15 protein-coding genes are annotated in these 22,285 nt (G+C 45.6%); 4 read left to right on the forward strand and 11 right to left on the reverse strand.

All coding sequences use genetic code 11. The features are described from left to right. Positions 1–565 precede the first annotated feature (565 nt). The 11 genes from I5M27_RS16520 to murI form a co-directional block, all read right to left on the reverse strand. Positions 566–2,995, reverse strand: coding sequence for a T9SS type A sorting domain-containing protein (locus I5M27_RS16520; RefSeq protein ID WP_200507440.1), 2,430 nt, complete (start codon positions 2,993–2,995; stop codon positions 566–568). 408 nt (positions 2,996–3,403) lie between these two features. Further along, positions 3,404–5,299 (reverse strand): amidophosphoribosyltransferase, encoded by a 1,896-nt coding sequence (locus I5M27_RS16525; protein ID WP_200507441.1) that lies wholly within the window; start codon positions 5,297–5,299, stop codon positions 3,404–3,406. A gap of 239 nt (positions 5,300–5,538) precedes the next feature. Next, a complete protein-coding gene (locus tag I5M27_RS16530) occupies positions 5,539–7,053 on the reverse strand; it encodes an NADH-quinone oxidoreductase subunit N (protein WP_200507442.1) in 1,515 nt (504 codons plus the stop codon). Beyond that, the gene (locus tag I5M27_RS16535; protein WP_200507443.1) at positions 7,054–8,760 is read right to left on the reverse strand and encodes a complex I subunit 4 family protein; all 1,707 of its coding nucleotides are present in this window, start codon (positions 8,758–8,760) and stop codon (positions 7,054–7,056) included. Positions 8,761–8,793: 33 nt separating this feature from the next. Then, positions 8,794–10,839: an NADH-quinone oxidoreductase subunit L gene (gene nuoL, locus I5M27_RS16540; protein WP_317193613.1), complete on the reverse strand. Its 2,046-nt coding sequence runs from the start codon at positions 10,837–10,839 to the stop codon at positions 8,794–8,796. 284 nt (positions 10,840–11,123) lie between these two features. Then, a complete protein-coding gene (nuoK, locus tag I5M27_RS16545) occupies positions 11,124–11,435 on the reverse strand; it encodes an NADH-quinone oxidoreductase subunit NuoK (RefSeq protein ID WP_234462567.1) in 312 nt (103 codons plus the stop codon). After that, complete coding sequence (locus tag I5M27_RS16550) at positions 11,432–11,956, reverse strand: NADH-quinone oxidoreductase subunit J family protein (protein ID WP_200507444.1); 525 nt, start codon at positions 11,954–11,956, stop codon at positions 11,432–11,434. Before I5M27_RS16550 ends, nuoK begins: the two co-directional genes overlap by 4 nt. Continuing rightward, positions 11,953–12,561 (reverse strand): NuoI/complex I 23 kDa subunit family protein, encoded by a 609-nt coding sequence (locus I5M27_RS16555; protein WP_234462568.1) that lies wholly within the window; start codon positions 12,559–12,561, stop codon positions 11,953–11,955. The genes I5M27_RS16550 and I5M27_RS16555 overlap by 4 nt, the downstream gene beginning before the upstream one ends. A gap of 254 nt (positions 12,562–12,815) precedes the next feature. Further along, positions 12,816–13,910 (reverse strand): complex I subunit 1/NuoH family protein, encoded by a 1,095-nt coding sequence (locus I5M27_RS16560; protein ID WP_200507445.1) that lies wholly within the window; start codon positions 13,908–13,910, stop codon positions 12,816–12,818. 154 nt (positions 13,911–14,064) lie between these two features. Further along, positions 14,065–16,176, reverse strand: coding sequence for a zinc-dependent metalloprotease (locus I5M27_RS16565; RefSeq protein WP_200507446.1), 2,112 nt, complete (start codon positions 16,174–16,176; stop codon positions 14,065–14,067). Positions 16,177–16,601: 425 nt separating this feature from the next. Then, entirely contained in the window at positions 16,602–17,420 is an 819-nt protein-coding gene (gene murI / locus I5M27_RS16570) for a glutamate racemase (RefSeq protein WP_200507447.1), read from the reverse strand. 509 nt (positions 17,421–17,929) lie between these two features. On the opposite strand from murI, the gene I5M27_RS16575 reads away from it, so the two are divergent. From I5M27_RS16575 to I5M27_RS16590, 4 genes are all read left to right on the forward strand, one after another. Continuing rightward, entirely contained in the window at positions 17,930–18,445 is a 516-nt protein-coding gene (locus I5M27_RS16575) for an RDD family protein (protein WP_200507448.1), read from the forward strand. A 125-nt stretch (positions 18,446–18,570) separates the two neighbouring features. Further along, the gene (locus I5M27_RS16580) at positions 18,571–20,454 is read left to right on the forward strand and encodes an ABC-F family ATP-binding cassette domain-containing protein (RefSeq protein WP_200507449.1); all 1,884 of its coding nucleotides are present in this window, start codon (positions 18,571–18,573) and stop codon (positions 20,452–20,454) included. Between the two features lie 17 nt (positions 20,455–20,471). After that, entirely contained in the window at positions 20,472–21,299 is an 828-nt protein-coding gene (locus I5M27_RS16585) for an energy transducer TonB (RefSeq protein ID WP_200507450.1), read from the forward strand. Positions 21,300–21,428: 129 nt separating this feature from the next. Continuing rightward, positions 21,429–22,280 (forward strand): energy transducer TonB, encoded by an 852-nt coding sequence (locus tag I5M27_RS16590; protein ID WP_200507451.1) that lies wholly within the window; start codon positions 21,429–21,431, stop codon positions 22,278–22,280. Positions 22,281–22,285: the final 5 nt, after the last annotated feature.

A 22,285-nucleotide genomic window follows, 5' to 3' on the forward strand; every position in this document is an offset into this window, starting at 1 on the left:
CACCATTAGCAAAATTATAATCCCCAGAGGCAGTATTAATTATACCAGTCCCGCTAGTACCAGCAGAGACTGTTGTATTTGATGTAGTTGTACCGGTGAAAGAGGTATTTGAAGTATTAGAAAATTTAAAGCCTGCTGGTAAAGCAGCAGTAGCAGTATTTCCAAGCCCATTAAAATTCTGGTTAACTGGAGAAGAACTACTTATAAGCAACTGCGTCCATCCCACTTGCGGCATTAAGCAAAAAACCAACCCCATTATCCAAACGCTATGTTTTAAACGGGCAAAACTCTTGTGTAAAAGGTACTCCATATAATTCAAATTAATTTTTGCATGCAAACAAATAGTAACATTAAATAAGATACAGAAAATTATGCTTATTTTACCATTTTACAAATTTAATTGTAAAAATATTTACAATTGTTATGACTGTGTTAAATTATAGGAAATATTGGTGAAAATAACAATTATGCATGTGAACAGGCTATGGCGAGCCTGTCACTGCTTTCAGCGCAAAAAAAAAAGCGCCCTAAATAGAGCGCTTTTAAGAATGTTATTTAAAGGCTATTAAAACCCTGCTTTCAAAAATTTAAGATTGATGGTCTTGTTATTTGAATCGATGATTACCTGATAAACACCATTTGGCAAGTGCGCGATATCAAAACCTGTACGAATATTTTCTTTAGCACTGTAAACCTCCTGGCCCAATACGTTCAGCATTCGAACATTAGAGATTTCAGCTGAAGTCTGAAGATAAAGTCTGCCAGCCGTTGGGTTCGGATATAGTTGGATATCCTGGGCTTTGGCATTTCGGTTCACCTGTTCAATCTTCGAATAAGCAATAGTACCGTCCAGGTCAACTTGTTTCAGGCGGTAATAAGCTACTCCTGACATCGGGTTTTGATCGGCAAAAGCATAGCGTTTAAAGGTCTGGCTGTTGCCCATAGCTTTTTCAGTACCAATGGTTTCAAAGGTGCGGGCATCGTGACTGCGCTCAATTTCGAAGTGGCTGCTGTTTTTCTCCGAAGCAGTTTCCCAGGTTAAAGCAGTAGCGTTTTCTTTGGCAGCAACTTTAAAGCTCAACAGTTCTACCGGAAGCGGGTTAGTACCACCTTTTTTGTTGGCCAATACGAAATCAGAGAAATTATCGAAAAAGTCGGAAGTAATGGTTCCGTCTGAAGAAGCAGTAGCCAGAATATCAGCCCATTTATTTACACTGTTGTATTTGGCAATCGTGAGCTTCTGATAGTCGGTAACCATATCGTCGGAAGCATACATGAGCTTAATCTGCGCGGTAACGTCTGCATTGGTACTCTTATCGATCTTGAAATAACGAATCTTAGAGATATTGGCGATCGAAGATGGCAAGGAATCATTAGCAGGATAAGTATAAGCCTGCTCAAACTGCTCGGCTGTGTAGGTGGTTGAAATCGGGTCGAGTTGAAAAACGGATAATTCGATCGGGCGGTATTTGCCGTTTTTGCCAATCGGGAAATTCAGCACGATCAGATCATCAAAATTATTGATATCTACCGTGTGGGCCATCGGACCACTCACGTAACTTACCTTATCTAACGACGGCATTACTACCGTTGCATTGCTGGCCATGGTAAGTTTATTAGCAGTAGTGGCTGTAATAATTCCCTCGGCCATTTCAAGAGTACCCGTTACTAAAACCGGTGCTGACAATCTTAAGCCTGCTACATTATTTACTTTTAGTTTGCTGATAGAAGCCGGTAAAGCATTGCCGGTAAACTGGGCAACTGTTCCGTTATAAATATAGTTGGCTGATGGTGAAAAAGTGCGCGTACCACCAACTTTCACGGTGCCCGTAGAACCCGTGGTAATGCCCGAAGCATGCCCAATAGATAGCGTGGCACTGCTATTTAATGAAAAATCGCCGTTACCCAGGAACGAATAAGCATTCGCGTTCAGAGCACCATTCACATCGAACGTAGAAGTAACTCCACCCGATTGCGCTTCAGGCACAGTAATGTCGGAGCCCAGGGAAATATTAGCATTTGCACCAATTATGTATTTGGCACTATACAAATGGTTAGTAGAGGTATTTTGCAGCAGGCCGGTTCCGGTAAAGTGCAGATTTAATGGCGTGGCAATTTTATTATTCCGGAATGCACCTCCGTTTTTAACCTGCATGCCTTCTCCGATTGTCAGGTTAAACACACCACCGCTGGGCGTACCGGATGAAGCAAAAACCAGATCGGCATTTCCACCGGAAACGATCAGATTCTTGCCAATACTTAAGTTATAAGTGGCGTTTGAGCTTAAAATAAGCGCAGAACCCGAAGAGCCGGCCGTACCGGTACCCGTTGAAAGTACTTCAAAGTTACCCTGCACATTGGTAATTACACCTCTCAGATCAACATTACTGGTGTTGCCGGTGGTATTCCATTTTACATTACCGAAATTCTGGGCAAATCCCCGGGTTTGATAATCGGCTAATGTCAGGCCTGAAAATACGCCGGTCATTTTGAACTCAATCTCAGAATTTGCATCCCAGGTAGCCAGTGGTACTGTTCCTAGCGTTGCATTATAAACGTGTTCGTATTTTCCGTAGGCGTTTACTTCAAAGTTTGAAGAAACCGTAACATTGCTAGGATTTTTATAGGTGATCGTGCCACCATAATTCCTGAAAATCCCTTGTTTGCCATCAACGCCCTGTACCACTATTCTGTCGGTGGAAGGAGCAACATAGACATTCATGTTTTGTCCGGAAGGTAACTCCAATACGCCACCTGGCTTAATAATGATCTGGTCCACATTGTTAGTATAGTCATACGTTACCGTGTGCCCATCGCTGATTTCAATGTTCTCAGCATTTCTATTCGGAATAGTTCCGCCCGGTGCAAGAGCCGTAAATACAGTAGGCGTATTTTTGTGTGCTCTTGCCCAAGTATTGGTATTGTTCCAAGCGCCCGAATTTATAGACCTATAAATGTAATCGGTTTGTGCTTCCGCCATGTTCATGGTAAGCATAGGAATTATTCCGGCAAGACTTAATTTAAAGAGTTTCTTTAAATTTTTAAAAGGTAGCTTTTGCATCATAGTAGATTGAACGTTAATTGCACTTTGGGTTAATAAATCAGATTGCTAAGTAATTGAATTAAAGAGTAAAAGATTCAATTTTACAACAAACAATTAATTGCATTATTTGCACATAAAATTTTATGTAAATTTTGCAAATTATTTAACAAAGCAAAGCTACTTAATAAAAAACATCATTCAGCAACATATTAGAACAATATAATACTTTCCTGATATATTGCTTTTTACATTTTATATTATATCATTTTATATTTTATTGATATTTTACGAATAGGCTGAAACAAAAAAAAGCAGGACTTTTTAAAGTCCTGCTTTAGATTAGATTTTTACTATATACAATTAATAAGCTCTGCCTTGGTTGTTTTCCATAAAGTTAATGAAGGCCCTGTTTACCACGCGGTTACCGCCCGGAGTGGGATAGTTTCCGGTAAAGTACCAGTCGCCGCTATGGTTCGGGCAAGCCTGGTGCAGGTTTTCGATGGTCTGGTAAATTACCTCCACTTCCGCTTTCACTTCCGGCGCTTTAACAATTTTAGCGATCTGAGTTGAAATTTCTTCGGCCGTGAAAGGTTCAAAAAGCGCCTGCACAAAATTCTGCCGGGTAATGGCTTCAGTACCATCGGCGGCTTTGCACTTTTCATACACTTCCTGCAAAAGAGCTTTCCGGCCGGTTTTTTCCAGCAAATCCAGCATGGCCCGGAACGCCACGAATTCCTTTAAACGCGACATGTCGATGCCGTAGCAATCGGGATAACGGATCTGCGGCGCACAGGAAACGATGATTATTTTTTTCGGTTCGAGGCGGTCCAGCATCCGGATGATACTTTTCTCGAGCGTGGTGCCGCGCACAATTGAATCGTCTATTACCACCACCGTATCGATGCCTTTTTTCACCACCTCGTAGGTCGTGTCATAAACGTGAGCAACCAGGTCGTCGCGGCTGCTGTCGTCGGTAATAAAGGTGCGCAGTTTTACGTCTTTAATTACCAGTTTTTCAACGCGCGGCCGGAAAGTGAGAATTTCATCGAGCTGATCCGAAGTGATGGCTTTGTCGTGACTGGAAGCAATGCGGTGTTCGCGCAGGTATTGCTCCATGCCTTTGATCATGCCCAGGAAAGAAGTTTCGGCCGTGTTCGGGATATAAGAAAAAACGGTGTTCGGAAGATCGAAATTAATGGCTTCCAGGATCTGCTTACACAACAAACGGCCCATATTCTTACGTTCGGTATAGATTTCCGGGTCGTTGCCGCGCGAGAAATATATACGCTCGAAACTGCAGCTTCTTTTTTCGCGGGGCGGCGTAATTTCCAGTTCCTGTGCTTCGCCCTGCTTGTTTACAATTAAAGCGCAGCCCGGGGTAATTTCTTTTATCTGGTTGTATTCAATGCCGAAAGCCGTTTTAATAGCCGGTTTTTCCGAGGCTATTACCACGATTTCATCGTCCATGTAATAATACGCCGGACGGATGCCGGAAGGATCGCGCACTACAAATGAAGCGCCGTAACCCGTTAAACCAGCCATCGCATAACCCCCGTCGAAATCTTTGCAGGCTCTTTTTAAAACGCGCTGCAGGTCCAGGTTTTCTTCGATCAGTCCGGTAATTTCGGTATTGCTATCGGTTTGTTTTTTGTAATGGTCGAACAGCGTTTGGTTTTCTTCATCCAGAAAGTGGCCGATCTTTTCGAGCACCGTAATGGTATCTACTTTATGGGTTGGGTGCTGCCCGATCTCAACGAGTTTCTGGAAAAGTTCTTCCACGTTGGTCATGTTGAAATTACCGGCTACGGCCAGCGAGCGGCTGCGCCAGTTATTTTCCCTTACCATTGGGTGGCAGTTATCGATCTTGTTTTCGCCGTGGGTGCCATAACGCAAATGGCCCAGGTAAACATCGCCTAAAAAAGGCATGTTTTGCCGGAGCCATTCCAAATCGTTTATTTTATCGGGGTTTTTCTTTTTCAGCTTGCTGTACTTTTCCCCGATCTTGCCAAAAATATCGTTAATGGCCTGGGTTTTAACCGAACGGTCGCGGCTGATGTATTCGGTGCCCGGAGCAGCATCTATTTTTATGCTGGCAATTCCGGCCCCGTCTTGTCCGCGGTTATGCTGTTTTTCCATAAGAAGATACAGCTTATTGATCGCGTAAAGGGGCGTTCCGTACTTTTCGGCGTAATACGAAAGCGGTTTTCTTAACCGGATCAGCGCAATTCCGCATTCGTGTTTTATGGCGTCACTCATTTAATTTCGTTATTCGTTGTTCGTTTTTCGTTGCTCGGTAAACTTCTTTCAAATCCTTTTTTATTCAGAAAAAGGATCTTTCGAAAATACTTCTTTTTACTTTTGGGCGCTAATCTCAGCGTTCTCTATTCAACTAAATTGGTTTATTCAGACTTTTCAGCGCTTAAACCATAGCGTTTTCTTTAGTTGCTTTCTGACTTTTTAACTCTAAAACCCTAGCGTTATTCATGTTCGGCTATTTAGTTTCCGTTAGTAAAACCCTGAATAAAGCTTAAAAGTGCATCGGCCCGGAAGAAAAAATAAACTACCGGAAGGAGCAGCAAAGTTACCAAGAGTTTAGGCGCTAAACCAAACTTTCGGGCGGGCGCAACTTCTGTTTTCCGGAAGAACAGGAAAAACGGTAGCTTTATGTAGTAAAAAAGTGCCACGGCGGTAAAAACCAATCCCGCTAAAAGCAGCACCAAATACCAGATCTGCTTGGTGACGGCATAATTTTCCCAAAGGCCGGTAAATAAAAGCAGCTTGGCGGTAAAGCCGGCGGTGGGCGGCAATCCGGTTAAAGAAATTACCAGAATGGTAGTTGCAACGCCCAGAAAAGGAAAAATTCTACCCAAACCGCTTAACGCAGCAACAGCATTGGAACCGGTCATTTCTTCGGCAATCTGAATAATTAAAAACAACCCGCAGTTACTGAAAAGCAAAATGGTGACGTAGAAAAGAATGGTAGCGTTTCGGGTTTCAGCGGGAAGTAAAACGACAGCCAAAAGTAAACCTGCGTGCGCCACCGAAGAATAAGCCAAAAGCCTTTTCACATTGGTTTGCCAAAGCGCCGTAAAATTTCCGGCCAGCATGGTTAAGAAAGACAAAGCCGCAAGGATCAGAAACAGATTCTGAAAATGCGGCGCTAAAGTTTCATTATCCAGCACGCTTACAAACCGGATCAGCACGATCAAAATGGCAGCTTTGGGCGCCGTGGAGAAAAAAGCCACGACCGGCGTAGGCGCTCCCTGATATACATCGGGAGCCCAGAACTGGAACGGAAACGCCGCCAGCTTGAACAGAAACCCACCCAGGGTTAAGGCCAGCGCCATGGTTAAAATGGGTTTTGGCACCAAACTTAATTTTTGCCAGAAACTAAGTTCCGTGAATTGCAGCGATTGCGTAAAGCCGTACAGAAACGACATGCCGTAAAGCATAATTCCGGCCGCAACGGCCCCGAAAAGCAGGTATTTGAGCGTAGCTTCGGCAGCAGGTTTTTCTTCGCGGAGGCGGAGCGTTAAGAAATATGAAGCAATGGAAACGGTTTCGATGGCCAGGAAAAGAAAAAGCAAGTTGGTCGCTTTTGCCATAAAACTCAGGCCCAGTACCAGCAAAACGATGAAGGCATAATATTCACTGCGGCCGGAACGGACTTTTAAAGGCGGGTAAAGTTCGGAAAGCAAAACGGTTAAAATGCCCGCCGCGCTGAAAAGCAGGAACCCGTAATTTGCCAGGCCGTCGGCTACGAGCATTTTCCCAAAATATCCCGGCGAATTTTCAATCATAAAAAACTGAAAAATAATAATGCCCGACAACCCAGAAACCGTAAATCCGGGCAGCATTTTTAAGATGGAATTGCTTCGGAATAAGCCCAATAAAAGCAACAAAAGGAAAAGCGCCACCAGCAACCCTTCGGGCGCCAGCACGTCCAGCGAAGCCTGGATCTGCTCCAGTTTCGGCAAAAGCGAACGGGTGATTTCGGGAGGAAAACGCATTTAGGGCAGCAAATTTAACATTTCCGGCAAATTCGTTTTTCCTTCCGAAAGCATAGTGTTTACAAAACCTGCCGCGGCCGGACTTACTTTATCTAAAAGCAAATGCGGGAAAATTCCGAAGGCCAGGATCAGTATTGCCAGCGGCACAAGCATGAAATATTCGCGGGCGGTCAGATCCTGCGGTGTAGTTCCGGTTTGTAATTCGGGTTTAATCCAGAATTTACCGAAGAACATGCGTTGCAGCGCCCACAAATAATAAGCCGCGCCCAGCAAGATCCCAAAGGCGGCTAAAACGGCAAACCAACGGCTTAATAAACCATTGGCCGAAGCCGAGGTGAAAGCACCCAATAAAACCAGCAATTCGGCAATGAAACCCGATAAACCCGGTAAGCCTAAGGAAGCAAAAAAAGCTACTACCACGAAAAAAGTGAACGCCGGCAAAGCGGAAGCCAAACCCCGAAAACCGGAGATCTGGCGGTTATGATACCGGTCGTAAAGTACGCCTACTACCAGGAAAAGCATGGCTGAAATTAAACCGTGACTGAAAAGCTGGTAGATCGCGCCGCTCACGCCTTCGGTGGTGAAAGAAGCCAAACCGAGCAACACAAAACCCATGTGCGACACGGAAGAATAAGCGATCAGTTTTTTCAGATCGCTCATAGCCAGCGCGCAAAAGGCTCCGTACAAAATGGAAAGCACGCCCAATCCGGCGATGAACGAACTGAAATAAACGGCCGCTTCGGGGAAAACCGGAAAAGCGATCCTGAATAAGCCGTAAGCGCCAACTTTCAATAAAACTGCAGCCAGCATGACCGAAATGGGTGTGGGCGCTTCTACGTGCGCATCGGGCAGCCAGGTATGCACCGGCACTACCGGAATTTTAATGGCAAAACCCGCAAACAAAACCAGGAAAGCCAGCAACCGCGCCGGATACCCAAAAATTTCCCTGTCCGAAAGCAAATGCAACATGCTGCCGGGAATATAATTGGCTGCCTCGGTCATGGCCGGTATGCTGAAGGTGTGCACCAGGTTTTCGGAAGCCAGTTTGCCGGTTTGCAGCAGGAATTGGGTAGCGTTTTGGTTGGCTGAAAGTCCGGCGCGCGCGGCCGTGGCAATCGGATCGATAACCGAGGTATATAAACCGATCATGACGATCAGGATAAAAAGTGAGCCTACAAGCGTGTAAAGGAAGAATTTGATGGCTGCGTATTCCCGGCGTGGCCCGCCCCAGATGCCAATGAGGAAATACATCGGCAGGAGCATGAATTCGAAAAAGAGGTAGAACAGGAACATATCCAGCGCCAGGAAACAGCCCATTACGCTGGCCAGCAAAAGCAGATAAAGCGCAAAATAACCCTTCGGATTTTTGGTTTGCAGGTTCCAGGAAGAAAGTACGCCAATTACGCCTACAATGCCGGTAAGCAACACCATGGCAATGCTCAGGCCATCTACGCCCAGAAAATACTGCACCTGGAAATAGCCAAAACTGGAAAGTTGCAAGCCAAACCAATCTGCTTTTTCTACGAACTGGTAAGCTGGCTGGCTTGGATTAAAACTGAACCAGGTCATTAAACTCAGCACTAATACTGCCGCAGCCGCGCCAAGCGTAAGCAATTTTATGGCTTTAATGAAACGCGAAGGCACCGCCAGAATAATGGCTGCCACAAGTAAGGGAAGAAAAATTAAAAGACTTAAAAGATGATCCATGTATCTTTTTAAAGCAGCTTTGGCCCGGTCTGATTATAAAACTAAAATTGAAAGCACTACCAGCATTAAACCAAGCAGCGCGTAAAGGTAATAGCTTTGCAGTTCGCCGCCCTGTAAATTTCTACCCATTTTGCCTAAGCTGCCGGAAAACCAGGCCAGTAAGTTCACGAAGCCATCGATGAAAATCCGGTCGAACCAGCCGATGATCTTCGCGCCTACCACCGCAATCATACCGAAGAAATGCAGCAGCCCGTCAATGACTTTTTTATCAAAAAAGGCTACCGTTTTCCCGAGTTTCAGGGCGGGTTTTATAAATGCAAAACGGTATAGTTCGTTGAGGTAAAACTGCCGGAAGGTAAAGCGGGCAATCGGATTTAATGGTTCTGCTGAATAGGCGCTGGCTACGCGGCCAATTTTCAGTTCCAGGTTCCGGTATTTGAACCAGGCAAAAGCAATTCCGGCCAACGCTAAAGTAGTGGAAAGAAAGGCTGTATACACATGAATTTCGTGGTTTTCAGCAATTGCTCTTAGCAGCATGTTTGGCAATTGGGGCATGAGCTGGTTTCCCCCGTAAAGCCAGCCGGAAGCAGCATTAAACGGATTGACGGCGAAGAACGAAGCCAATGAAAGCAAAGCCAGCAAAACTACCGGGATCAACATCAAAACCGAAGCTTCGTTGCGGATGGAATGCCGGAGCGTTTTCGGGTCAAGATTCAGGCGGAATTTGCCGAAGAAAACGAAAAGCAGCTGGCGCGTCATGTAAAAAGCGGTGAGCAAAACGCTGATAAACCCGATGTCCGGAATGAGGAAATAAAGCCGGTTATTTTTGCTTTCGGCCCAGGCCCAGGCCCCGCTCAGAATGGCATCTTTAGAAAGAAACCCGGAGAAAAACGGTAAGCCTACAATTCCCCCGAAAGCCAGCAAATACGCGATAAACGTTATTGGTAAAATCCTGCGCAAACCACCCATGTTCCTGATATCCTGGCGGTCAACTTCTTCGTGATAAGGCAGCGCGTTTAAACCCTGGTGCATGGCATGAATTACAATGCCGGCGATCAAGAATAAAGCAGCTTTGAAAAATGCGTGGGTAATTAAATGAAACAACGAAGCTTCCGGATTACCGGTTCCCATGCCCATTACCATAAAACCCAGCTGCGAAATGGTGGAATACGCTAAAATGCGCTTGATATCGTGCTGAAAAAGCGCCGCCAAACCGCCGCTCAGCGCCGTAAGGGTTCCGATGATGGCAATTATCAACAAGGCATCGGGCGTAAAAAAAGCGTAGCAACGGGCCAGCAGATAAACCCCGGCGGCCACCATGGTGGCCGCGTGTATCAAAGCCGAAACGGGCGTGGGGCCCTGCATGGCATCGGGTAACCAAACCTGCAACGGAAACTGCGCCGATTTACCAATACAACCACAAAACAAACCCAAACCAATTAAAGTCAGGTAAGTGGAAATGGTAGGGTTTTGGGCTGAAAAACTGTTATTAAGTTCGGTAAGGTCGAAGGTTTGGAATAAAGCATAAAGGCCGAATAAACCCAGCAGCAGCCCTACATCGCCGAGACGATTGATCAGAAATGCTTTCAGACTAGCTTTGGCAGCAGCCTTTTTTTCGAACCAGAAACCGATGAGCAGATAAGATGCAAAACCTACCAGTTCCCAGCCCATAAAAAGCAACAGCAGGTTATCGGCCAGAATAATGCTGATCATGGCAGCGGTAAACAAACCGAGATAGGCAAAATAACGGGAATAATGCTTGTCGCCGTGCATGTAGGCGATGGAAAAAACTTGGATCAGCAGCGAAATGAACGTTACCAAAACCAGCATCACGGCGGCTAAATTATCGAGCAAAATGCCGGCGCTAAAATCTAACGTTTTGGTAGTTTCGCCTAAACTAAACCAGGTCCAGCGGAAATGTTGCGGAGTTCCGGTCCATATTTGAGTAAAAATGACAAAGGATAAAATAAAACTGATTCCGCCGGTTAAAGTAGCAAGCCAATCGCCCTGACTGGGCAGTTTCCGGCCGAAGAAAAACAGGATCAGAAACGAAACGAAGGGAACGAGCAACAAACCCACAGCCAGTTGCCCGGTTAAGCTTTCGGAAATCTGAGATATGATTGCGGTGTCGTTCAGGGTTTAATTCGTTGTTGGTTGTTGGTATTGAGTTGTTGGTGAAAACACTAACAACGGCGTAACGGTATTCATTTATCTATTGCCGTTTGCTTCAGCTGACGGACTTTTTCGGACTGAAACTATAGCGTTTTTGGTAAAACAATTTATAAAGCGGCTAACCTCTCCCTACCCATCCAAAGTGGGACTTTTTCAGATAATCTGCCTTCCACTAATCATTAATCACTACACTACCCTTTCAGCGTGTTCAGTTCATCTACATTACTGGTTTTAAAAAGCTGGTACACTCTTAAGACAATGGCCAGGGTAACAGCGGCTTCGGCGGCGGCTACTACCATTACGAACAAGGCAAAAAGCTGCCCTTCGGAAATTTCGGGGTCGTAACGGCTGAAGGCGATCAGGTTCAGGTTGGCAGCATTGAAGATCAATTCTATGCCCATTAAAACCACTACCGCGTGGGGTTTGCTGAAAACGGCCAGCAAACCAAGGCAGAATAAAACGGCGCCAAGGCCTAAGATATGTTCTAAAGGAATCTGGTTCATTTTATTTTGGAGCCTGCGCTGATGTAAGCGGCACCCACCAAAGCGGCCAGTAAAAGCAGCGAAGCTAATTCAAAAGGCAGCGCAAAAGTAGTTATAAACTCAATGCCGAGATGGTAAATGCTGGTTTTCTGGGTCAGAAATTGCGGCTGAATATTTCCTAAACCTGGCAGCGCCGTAATATTTGAGTTGAAGATCAAAAAAAGCAAACCAACTAAAACCGAAGCGGCCAGCAAAAAGCTTTTGATCGGATTTCGGGAAGGCGAAGTCTGGGCTGCATCGCTGCTTTTCAAACTCAGCATCAGCCCGAAAAGAATGAGTACCAACACGCCGCCCACGTAGATCATGATCTGGGCAATGGCGGCAAAATCGGCGAACAGACAAACGTAAATGGCCGCCAGCGAAAGCAGGCAGATCAGTAATGAAAAAGCAGCGTAAAGCACGTTTTTGGTAAGTACCATAAATAAACCTGAGCCTGCAACAAGCGTGGCAAAAACGTAGAAAATTACGGATACCGGGATCATGTTTGGCTCCCTCCTTTCGCGGCAAGCTTTGCTTTGGCCTCGGCTTTGGCTTTAGCGATTTCCGCTTGTTGTTTTTCTAAAAGTTCGCGTTTCTCCTGCGCTTGCTCCGGGGTAAGATCGGTGAAATGGTAGATCATATTTTTGATATCTACTTCCGGAAAATCGTACACGTTGGTCATGGTCAGGCAATCGGTGGGGCAAACGGTGGTGCAAAGGCCGCAGTAGCAGCATTTGGCCATGTCGATGTCAAAAACCGGGGCGTAAAGGCGCTTTTTGGTGCCGTCGGAAGTGATGCCGATCTCTTCCGTAGCTTTTACACTTTCGATGGTGATGCAGTTTACCGGGCAGACTTTGGCGCACAGATCGCAGACAATGCAATCGTCAATTTCGTTGTGCAGGCGGTAGCGGCCTTTGTCGGGCACAGGCAAACTTTCCTGCGGGTAATTAAGCGTTACGAGGCCTTCAGGCTGGAAAAAATAGTCTTTATGATTGATTCCTATGGGTTGGCGGTGATTGCGGGCTTTGGAAAAATGGCGCAACGTGAGGTTAAAGCCTTGTAAAAGGCCTTTTACGTTTTGCCACCATGTGCTTTTTTCTTCCATCATAACCCCACCTAAATCCTCCCCAAAAAACAGGGGAGTACTTTTTGGTTTGTGCTTTATTTTTGGCCTTTCGACTTTTCAGGGCTGAAAGGATAGCATTTTTTTTATTCCGACTGCTTTTTGCCATTCCGACTTTAGAAGGAATCTATCGCAGTTTGTAAACTGAGTTAGTTCCCTCGCAGGCTCGGGATGACCTAGATAAATTATCAATCAATCACTAATTCAATAATTCAGTAATTCTCTCATTCAAAACTCTCCTATCCTACCATCCACAAGCGCCAGAAAGCCGCAATAATTACCAGCCCCAGCGCAACCGGCGTGAGCACTTTCCAGCAAAGATACATTAATTGGTCTACGCGCAAACGCGGATAGGTCCAGCGAATGGCTACCTGTATAAATAAAAGGATTGCAGTTTTGCTAAGCAGCCAGAAAAGTCCCCAGAGGTGACCGGAAAGTGTGCCGGGCTGGCCGGTGGTCCAGTCGGCAAGTTTCATGGAACCAAGGTTGGGTAAAACGGTATTCCAGGAGCCTAAAAAAAGGACAACGGCAACCAGACAAACCAGTAACATCATGGCGTATTCGGCCAGGAACAGCGCGGCAAACCGGAAACCGGAATATTCGGTGTGGAAACCGGCTACGAGTTCCGATTCGGCTTCGGGAATATCGAAAGGTGCGCGGTTGGATTCGGCTAAACTGGCAATAAAATAAATCAGGAAAGCAATTAGTAAAAACGGTGCCCGAAAAATATTCCAGGTCGTAAACCCGCCAATTTCATTTGTATTGATTCCCAGCGCTTTGATGCCAAAAAGATAATTGGTGGTGCCGGTCTGATGCGCTAGAATACCCTGCTGAAAACTGATTTCCTGGAAGTCTAAACTTTGCGAGATCATTACTACACAAAGAACGGCCAGCCCGGCGGGAATTTCATACGAAACGATCTGCGCAACGGAGCGCATGGCACCTAAAACGGCAAATTTATTATTGGAACCCCAGCCCGCCATAAGCAAACCGATCACGTCTAAAGAAAGAATGGCCAGTAAATAAAAAACGCCCAGGGAAGTTCCGGAGGGAATGAAAGCGGGGGTTAAAGGAATAACGGCGAAACCGGCTAATACGGCGGCAAAAATGATAACCGGGGCGTATTTGAAAAGGAATTTATCGGCCGCGGCGGGTACAATGTCTTCTTTCTGGATCAGTTTTACTACATCCAGTACCGATTGCAGGCTACCGTAGGGTCCGGCTTCCATGGGGCCGAGGCGGTCCTGCATGAACGCGGCGATCTTGCGCTCGGCGTAGGCCAGCACCACGACCATGCTCAATACCAAAACCAGACAAAGCACCAATGCCAGCATTTCCGGGCGTTTTCGTTTTTAACCGGGCAAAGGTACAGGTTTATGCGTGATTTCAGTAATTCCTTAAAACTCCTAAGAAGGAATGAAGGAAGGGCGTTGAATTTCGGGCGTTATATACTTGCCTATTTTGAAAGACCGTCGCCTTGTGTTTTCTTTATTCTTTTACAAGTTTTACCCGGTTTACTTCTTTCCCGGATATCACTTCCAACAAATACATTCCGCTTGGGTGCTCTTCTATAGAAAATCGATGTTCGTTCTGAACCGATTGCTGCTGGTAAATCAGCCGGCCATTGGTATCGAAGACCCGCAAGTGAACCGGGGTTACAGATGCCTTTTCAGATTTTATGGTAAACTGCCCGCGGCCCGGGTTTGGATAAATGGTAAAACTACCCCTCTTGCTGGAATTGGCTACGGAACGGATAAAACTGTACTCCGAACGGCCATCGTAGTCAACCTGCTTCAGACGGTAATAATTCTGTCCCTGAATTGGATCGGCATCGGTAAATGTATACGCCTGCGGGACGGAAGAATTTCCGGAACCGTTTACTTTGCCGATCAGCTGCCAATCTTTAGAATTACCGGAACGTTCTATTTCGAAGTAATGGTTATTAGTTTCCTGAGCCGTTTTCCACCTGAGCAAAACCTGATCCTGTACCAGTTGGGCGGTAAATGTTTCTAAATGAACCGGCAGCGGGCTTAAGAAAGAAACGGTATATTCTTCAACCTGTCCGTATTGCGGCTGGTAACAGGGGCCCGTTATTGGGTTTCCAGCAAAGTCACTAATAACCCGCAGACGAAGGGCCGAATTGAAGGATCTTCCTGCCGGCGGGCTAAAGGTCCCGTTATGTTGGGTTCTCACATTGGCGGAATTAAAGACCAGTTCCCCTGCATCGGTAAAGGTTCCGTTACTATTATAATCCAGGTAAACCTGCACATTCTCGTTATTGGCTGGCCCGGTTGTTATGGAGATCGGGAAAGCGGCATTGCCTTCCAGCCCGAACTGCTGGTGGCAGCTACGGTCTACTATCATGGCATTATCGCCAACGGTGCCATCGGATTTAACGGTATAATTGCCGATGCTAACGCTATAGATGCCGATGCTAAAATTATTGCTAACTACTGTACCGGTCGGCGAACAGGTGGCAGCCAGCGGCACGCTTACACTACCGGTAGTCAGGCTTTGCGAATTCAGTAACCCTGGCCGGAAAAGGCTAATAGCCGCTCTCACGCGATCTTTCTGATCTTGCGTAAACTCGGTCCGGCAGGTCTCACTATTATAATCCATGTAGTTTTTATAGACATTCCCGATGGGTGCATTGGTACAGGTATTGATCGCTCCGGCAGGACAGGACCAGTTATATGCGCTATTGGAGCGTCTGTGCGGCTCGGTATCAGCAACGCAATCGCCCTGGCCGGAACCGCAACCATTCACCACAGGCGGGCAGCCAGTTCCGCCGTTATCACCTTCGAAGGTATGGTACAAATTGAAAGCATGCCCCAATTCGTGAGCCAGGGTAAGGCCCCGGTTCATGCCGCTGGAGGCAGTTCCCATAGTCCCAAAAGCCTGGTTTAACAGTACCGTACCGTCTAAATTGCCCGGTGCTCCCGGGAGATAAGCATAGCCTGCGGTACCGCCTCCGTTATCAATTTCGCTCACTACCCAAATATTATAATAATCGGTATTGGGCCAGCGGCTCAGGTTTTTAATAGTTACATCATCGGCCCCGGCAGACTGCAATTTTATTCCCTGGGTTGCATAATTGGGTACAACGCTGCCATTAATGCGCACAATACCGGTAGTAGGGTTGCAATTCGGGTCGCGGGTAGCAAGCTGAAATTCAATTTCCATATCTACTCCGCCTCCGGCGCCATAAGTGCCGGCTTTCTTGCGATAAATATCATTCAGGGCAACAATGGCGCTGTTTACCTGGGCATCGGAAATATTATTCCCGGTTCCAACGGCCTCGCCCAGGTGAACAATGTGTACAACCAGCGGAATAACCAGAACCTGGCCGGTATTTTGGTTGGTGCGGGCTTCAGGATCTGTTCTCAAAGCGGTCTGGATCAGGTTTTCGTTCAGCGCAATTCGCTGGCGAAAACCTTCATTTGTTCGGAGCAAATTATCGTGCAGTACGGAAGTACCACAGGCTTCAACTTCCGGCGTAAAATTTCCGGATGCATTCTGGTTTGTATTCTGGGCGTGAATTTGTGTTGCCAGGGCCTGAAAGACGATGAACAGGGCGAGGAAATGTTTCGCGTTTCTCATAACAATCGTGCTTAAGGAAGATGTGATGAAATTGCAACCAGGTACCAAAATTGAATTCACCCCAGATTACAAATAATTATCTATAAACTTCAAAAAGCACCAATATGTTTCACAAGAAAGCTATATAAAACATTGATTTAAAACAATTTAACTTTTATTTACTATATACTAAACCCTAGTATATTTTCAGTATATATTTGTTTTATTCTAATAAAGAATTGAAAGACGAAGGTAGTTAAATGCTGATATCGGAATATTAACTTTTTCGGCTAATGCAAAGTCCTAACCTTTTCACGTTGACGACTGAAAATATTTTTTTTATCCGACTGAAAACAATTTATAAAACCGCTTAGAAGATCTCTTAATTATACAACCAGGTTTTCGGGATAATGTTTTGACTTTTGAAGCGATAAACCCTAGCGTTTTTATTCCCACAAAGGGTAATGTTCCAGCTGTACTGCTTTTTCGAAAAAAATGCGGGTAGACTCTTCGAAAGATCTTGTAAAATCGGAAACGTAAAATTTATGTTCGGCAGTGCGTTTCTGGGCGGCCAGGTGGTTTTGGTGCAGGAAGCTTTTTACGTATTTGGCTACCAGCTCGGAAGTATCTAACACATCTACTTTGGCTTCGTAGAATTTCTCGATCTGCTTCTTAATAAGAGGATAGTGGGTGCAGCCCAATATAAGCGCTTCGATGTTTTGCAAATGCGGGTCAGACAAATAGGTGCTGATCACGCTTTCGGAAATGGTGTTGTTGAAAAAACCTTCCTCGATCATGGCCGCCAGTAAAGGAGTTGCTAGTGAATTAAGCGTTATATTTTTATCCAGCGCATCTACTTTCTTTTTATACACATTGGAATTTACGGTCTGTTTGGTGCCGATGAGGCCGATGGTTTTATCCGGATATTGTTCGCCGATGTATTGCACCGTGGGGTCTATTACGTTCAGTACCTTGGCTTTACTGCCTACGTATTCTTTTACGAGTTCGTAAGCCGCCGCCGAAGCAGAATTGCAGGCGATTAAAATTACCTTGCAGCGCTGGCGGATCAGCAGATCGCAGATCTTAACCGAATAAGCCTGAATAGCAGCCGTAGATTTATCGCCGTAAGGTAAGTGGGCCGTATCGCCGAAATAAATGAGCTGTTCGTGGGGCAGAATTTTAGTAATGGCGTGGGCAACCGTTAATCCGCCAATACCGCTATCGAAAATGCCGATAGGTAAATTTTTCAGTTCTGTTTCTGGCATAATGTATTATCTGAGGGCCGAAATTAAGCTGCTTTTTCGGGATTGAAAACGCCGGAACCGGATATTTTATTCTTTCGGCCAGCTTCCGGGTTTTTAACCTGAAAAGCCTACCGTTTTTATAAATTATCTGGCCGGGAGGCCAACTCTAAAGTTCTGCACAAGGTTAAACAAAATAAATAAGCATTTTGGAACTGGTGCTATTTCCTAACCACTGATATTGACTTGATTAAGTCCAATACTTTGCAGCGTTTTCACACCAGCAATGATCCCTGTTATGTAACTTCCTTAAACTCACCGATTTTATAGATATTTTTACAAAAAATTAATCAGGGTAATAATACTTTTTTCGGGCAGCAACGTTTAATATATCAGATACCTGTGTGAAAGCAGCTTAAAATAATCCAAAATATAGACATAGTTTATTATTCTGATTTCTTTTACCCTACTCCAAACTTATTGCACCCTAAACTGAATAATGATGAGCGGAAAACATCTTTACACCCAAGCCCATGGCAACCATTCCTTACAACAAACACGCAGTCATCCGGCGATCGGCCGCCTATGGAAGCCTTGAGGTGCGTTTTGCTGCCTATTTGATTGATACCTGCCTTTTTTTATTCGGGCAAAGCCTGATGTTATATTTCATTATTGGCTACCCTTATTCCCCAGATCTTTCTTCCGGCTTACTCCTGCCACAATTTCCTACCTTTATTTCCAACTTCGATTACCTGGGGAAATTCCTATACGCCAATATGTATTTTACAATTATTCACTGGCTGTATTACGCCATGATGGAGTCTTCGACGCGGCAGGGAACGGTGGGTAAGATCGTAATGCAAATAAAAGTAACGGACCTGAACGGCCAACGCATAAGTTTCGGGCAGGCAACGGTACGTTATCTGGGAAAATTCCTGTCCGTCGGATTATTTTTCGGCGGTTTTCTGGTTGCACTTTTTAATCACCGGCACCAAACCCTGCACGATATAATAGCCGGCTGCGTGGTGCGCATCAGTAAAATTGATTAAAAGTGTTATTCCATATAAGAAAAGGGATCAGCCTCCTGTTCCAGCTTTTTCGTTATGCACTTTTTTAGCCCGAAACCCTAGCGTTTTGTCCTGCTTTCCACGTCATAAATGCGTACCTTTGCGCCATGAATTACCTTTCGGCAGAAAATATATCGAAGAATTACAGCGAACGCTGGCTTTTTAAAGACCTTAATTTTGGCATAAACCGCGGTCAGCGCGTGGGTTTGGTGGGCGTGAACGGCACCGGCAAAACCACCTTGCTGCGCATTTTGGCCGGCGAAGTACAGCCTGATTCAGGCTCGGTGAGCACCAGAAACGGCATTTTAGTGGGCTATTTAAGCCAGAACCCGGTTTTTCAGGACGAAGAAGCGAGCGTGCAGGATGCCTTATTTTCCGGTACCAACGATACGCTGGATGCGATCCGCGAATATGAAGCCGTAATGGAAAACCCTGATGTGGACCACGACGTGATGCAACGCGCGATGGACCGCATGACCGACCTGAACGCCTGGGATTACGAACAGAAAGTAAAGCAGATCCTGGGGAAACTCGGCATCCATGACCTGCACAAGCAGATAAAATTCCTTTCAGGCGGGCAGCGCAAACGCGTGGCCATGGCCCGCATGCTGATCACTGAACCCGATCTTCTGATCCTGGATGAGCCTACCAACCACTTGGACCTGGACACCATTGAATGGCTCGAAAACCTGCTTTCAACCCAGCAGCAAACGCTTTTAATGGTTACCCACGACCGGTATTTCCTGGATAAAGTTGCCACCGAGATTGCGGAACTGGACGGCGGACAGGTATATTCTTACAAAGGCAATTACGCCTATTTCCTGGAGAAAAAAGCCGAACGCGAAGAAATGGCCGGTGCCGAAGTAGACAAAGCCCGCAACCTGATGCGCAAGGAACTGGAATGGATGCGCCGCCAGCCAAAAGCCCGGGGCACAAAATCGAAAAGCCGGATCGATGCATTTTATGAAACCAAGGAAAAAGCGGCCGGCAAAGCCAGCGGCCCGGGCCTGGAGCTTTCGGTGAAAACCACCCGCCAGGGCGGCAAGATTATGGAAGTAAGCCACATTTCAAAATCCTTCGGCGGCAAAAAACTGATCGACGATTTTTCTTACGTGTTCAAAAAGCAGGACCGCATTGGTATTATCGGGCCGAACGGTATGGGAAAATCTACCTTGCTGAACATGCTTACCGGTAAACTGGAACCCGATTCCGGCGAAATAGATCGCGGCCAGACCACAGTTTTCGGATATTATACCCAAACCGAGCTTACTTTCAAGGAAGATCAGCGGGTAATTGACATTGTAAAAGAAGTGGCAGAAGTTGTGGAAACGGCCAAAGGCGAAACGATCTCGGCTTCGCAGTTTTTACAGCATTTCCAGTTTCCGCCGGCCCAGCAATATACCATGGTAGGTAAACTGAGCGGTGGCGAAAAACGGCGTTTGCAATTGCTGCGCGTGCTGATCAAAAATCCGAACTTCCTGATCCTGGATGAGCCGACCAACGACCTGGACATTATCACGCTCAACATTCTGGAAGATTTCCTGCTGAACTTCGGCGGCTGTCTGCTGATTGTTTCGCACGACCGGTATTTCATGGATCAGCTCATAGACCACGCGTTCGTTTTTGAAGGCAACGGCAAGATCCGCAATTTCCCGGGCAACTACACCGATTACCGCGAATGGCTGAAAGAACAGGATAAAACGGTATCTGTTTCGGATGAAAAACCCAAAGCGGCCGTTGCCGCCGCACCCAAAGCCGACCTGCCAACCGAAACCAAACGCAAAGCTTCTTACAAAGAAAAACAGGAATACGAGCAGCTGGAAAAAGAAATTGACGAACTGGAAACCAAACGCGACCAACTGACCGGCGAATTGAACAGCGGCGGACTGGACCACGAACAATTAGCTTCCAAAGCGGCAGAAATTGAAAAAATCAGTAAGCAAATAGACCAGAAAAGTGAGCGCTGGCTGGAACTGGCGGACTTGATGTAAAACGAAAATTCAGGGAAATGCGGTTTTTAATATTTGCTCTTTTCGCTACGCTGGCATTAGAGGTTCAGGCGCAGGAAGTTAAAAAAATCGTTGATTATAATGCCCAACGCCGTATCCGAGAGGAGTTTTACGTGCTGAAAGCAAACGAAAAGATAAAACACGGCGAATTCAAGCAGATCAACACGCTTTATAAAACCGTGGCTGAAAAGGGGTTTTATAAAAATAACTTGAAAGACAGCACCTGGACTTATTACTTCCCAGGAACTGAACACATTATGGCCCAGGGAAATTATCTGAACGATCAGAAATCGGGCATTTGGCACGAATGTACGTTTGGCAATAATGTGATCTATTTAAGTGAAAAAGGATTGTATAAAAATGGCGAACGGGCAGGATCGTGGCAGTTTTTTAACGCTGAAGGCGAGGTTACCAAAGTTTATGATTACAGTCTGAATAAAATCTACTATGAAAAACCGCAGCCTGACTCCCTGGAATATGAAGTATTGCTGAATAATAATTGGGAAAAACGAAAACTGGAACGTGCCCCAAGCCTGATTCCGGATAAATTTGGGAATGAATTGATTAGCAAGCCATTTATAAACGAGATCCGTTATCCGATGGAAGCCGCAAGAGCCGGGGTTGAAGGTACCGTGGTAATTGCATTTTCGGTGAACGAGGAAGGAAACCCGGCTGATTTTTATGTTAAAACCAAATTACACCCCAGTTTAGATGCTGAAGCCATGAGGGTATCGAAGCTCATGTCCTGGAAATTTCAACCTGGCATGCTGGATGGCAAGCCGGTAACGACCAGAATGGTTCTCCCGATCAAATTTTCTATTCAATAAAACCAGTTCAACTGCGCTTTTAACAGAAAGACTGCGTTTTGTTTTTTTTTAATTGAAGCCGACATCCTGATTTAACTTTCCGGAAAACAGCTTTCACCCATTCTTTTATTTATTCGCAAGCAAAAAAATATGCGATCATTCTTATTGTTGCTCATGAGTACCCTGGCATTAGAGGTTCAGGCGCAGGAAGTTAAAATGGTGATCAAGGACCATGAAAGCCCTCCTTACCGCGAGATTTACCACGTACTGAAATCGAACAAAAAGATCCGGGAAGGGAAATATATTATGAAGGTTTCGAACATCACTTTTGAAACCGGCTATTATAAAAACAATCAGAAAGACAGTACCTGGATCGAGTTTTTCCCCGGCACCAAAGAGATCAATACCATTGGCAAATACAAAAACGATCGGCGAACCGGCTCCTGGAAAGAATATGCGGTTACGAACGAAAAAGCTTATTTAAGCGAGGTCGGGAATTACAGCGAGGGGAAAAGAACAGGTAAATGGCATACTTTAGCTCCCTGGGGAGATACGGTCCGAACGCTTGACTATAACGTAAACCAGGTAACTTATCGCAACCCACAAATTCGGGAGAACATGAATTTTGACGTGATCTTACCCGAAGGAACGGTCAGAAAATCTTTACAAACTGCTCCTCTTCTTATTGATAAGACCGATGGGCAGGCGATTAACCTGAAAAGAACGTTAAAAATAAAATATCCTGCAGAGGCAGGTCAATCTGCCATAACCGGCCAGGTGGTAATTTCTTACATCGTAGATGAAAACGGAAATGAAACCAATCATAAAGCAGAGTCGGAGATTGGGTTTGGTTGTGAGGAAGAAATAATCAGGGTCTTAAAATTATATCCCGGAAAATGGATACCCGGTACCTACCAGGGAAAGCCAATTTCCACAAAACATGAGTTTAAATTCACGTTCAATATTCGGGAAACAAATCGAAATAATTATGGCCGGTATTAACCGGC

Source organism: Adhaeribacter terrigena, from assembly GCF_016623615.1.
Lineage (GTDB): Bacteria > Bacteroidota > Bacteroidia > Cytophagales > Hymenobacteraceae > Adhaeribacter_A > Adhaeribacter_A terrigena.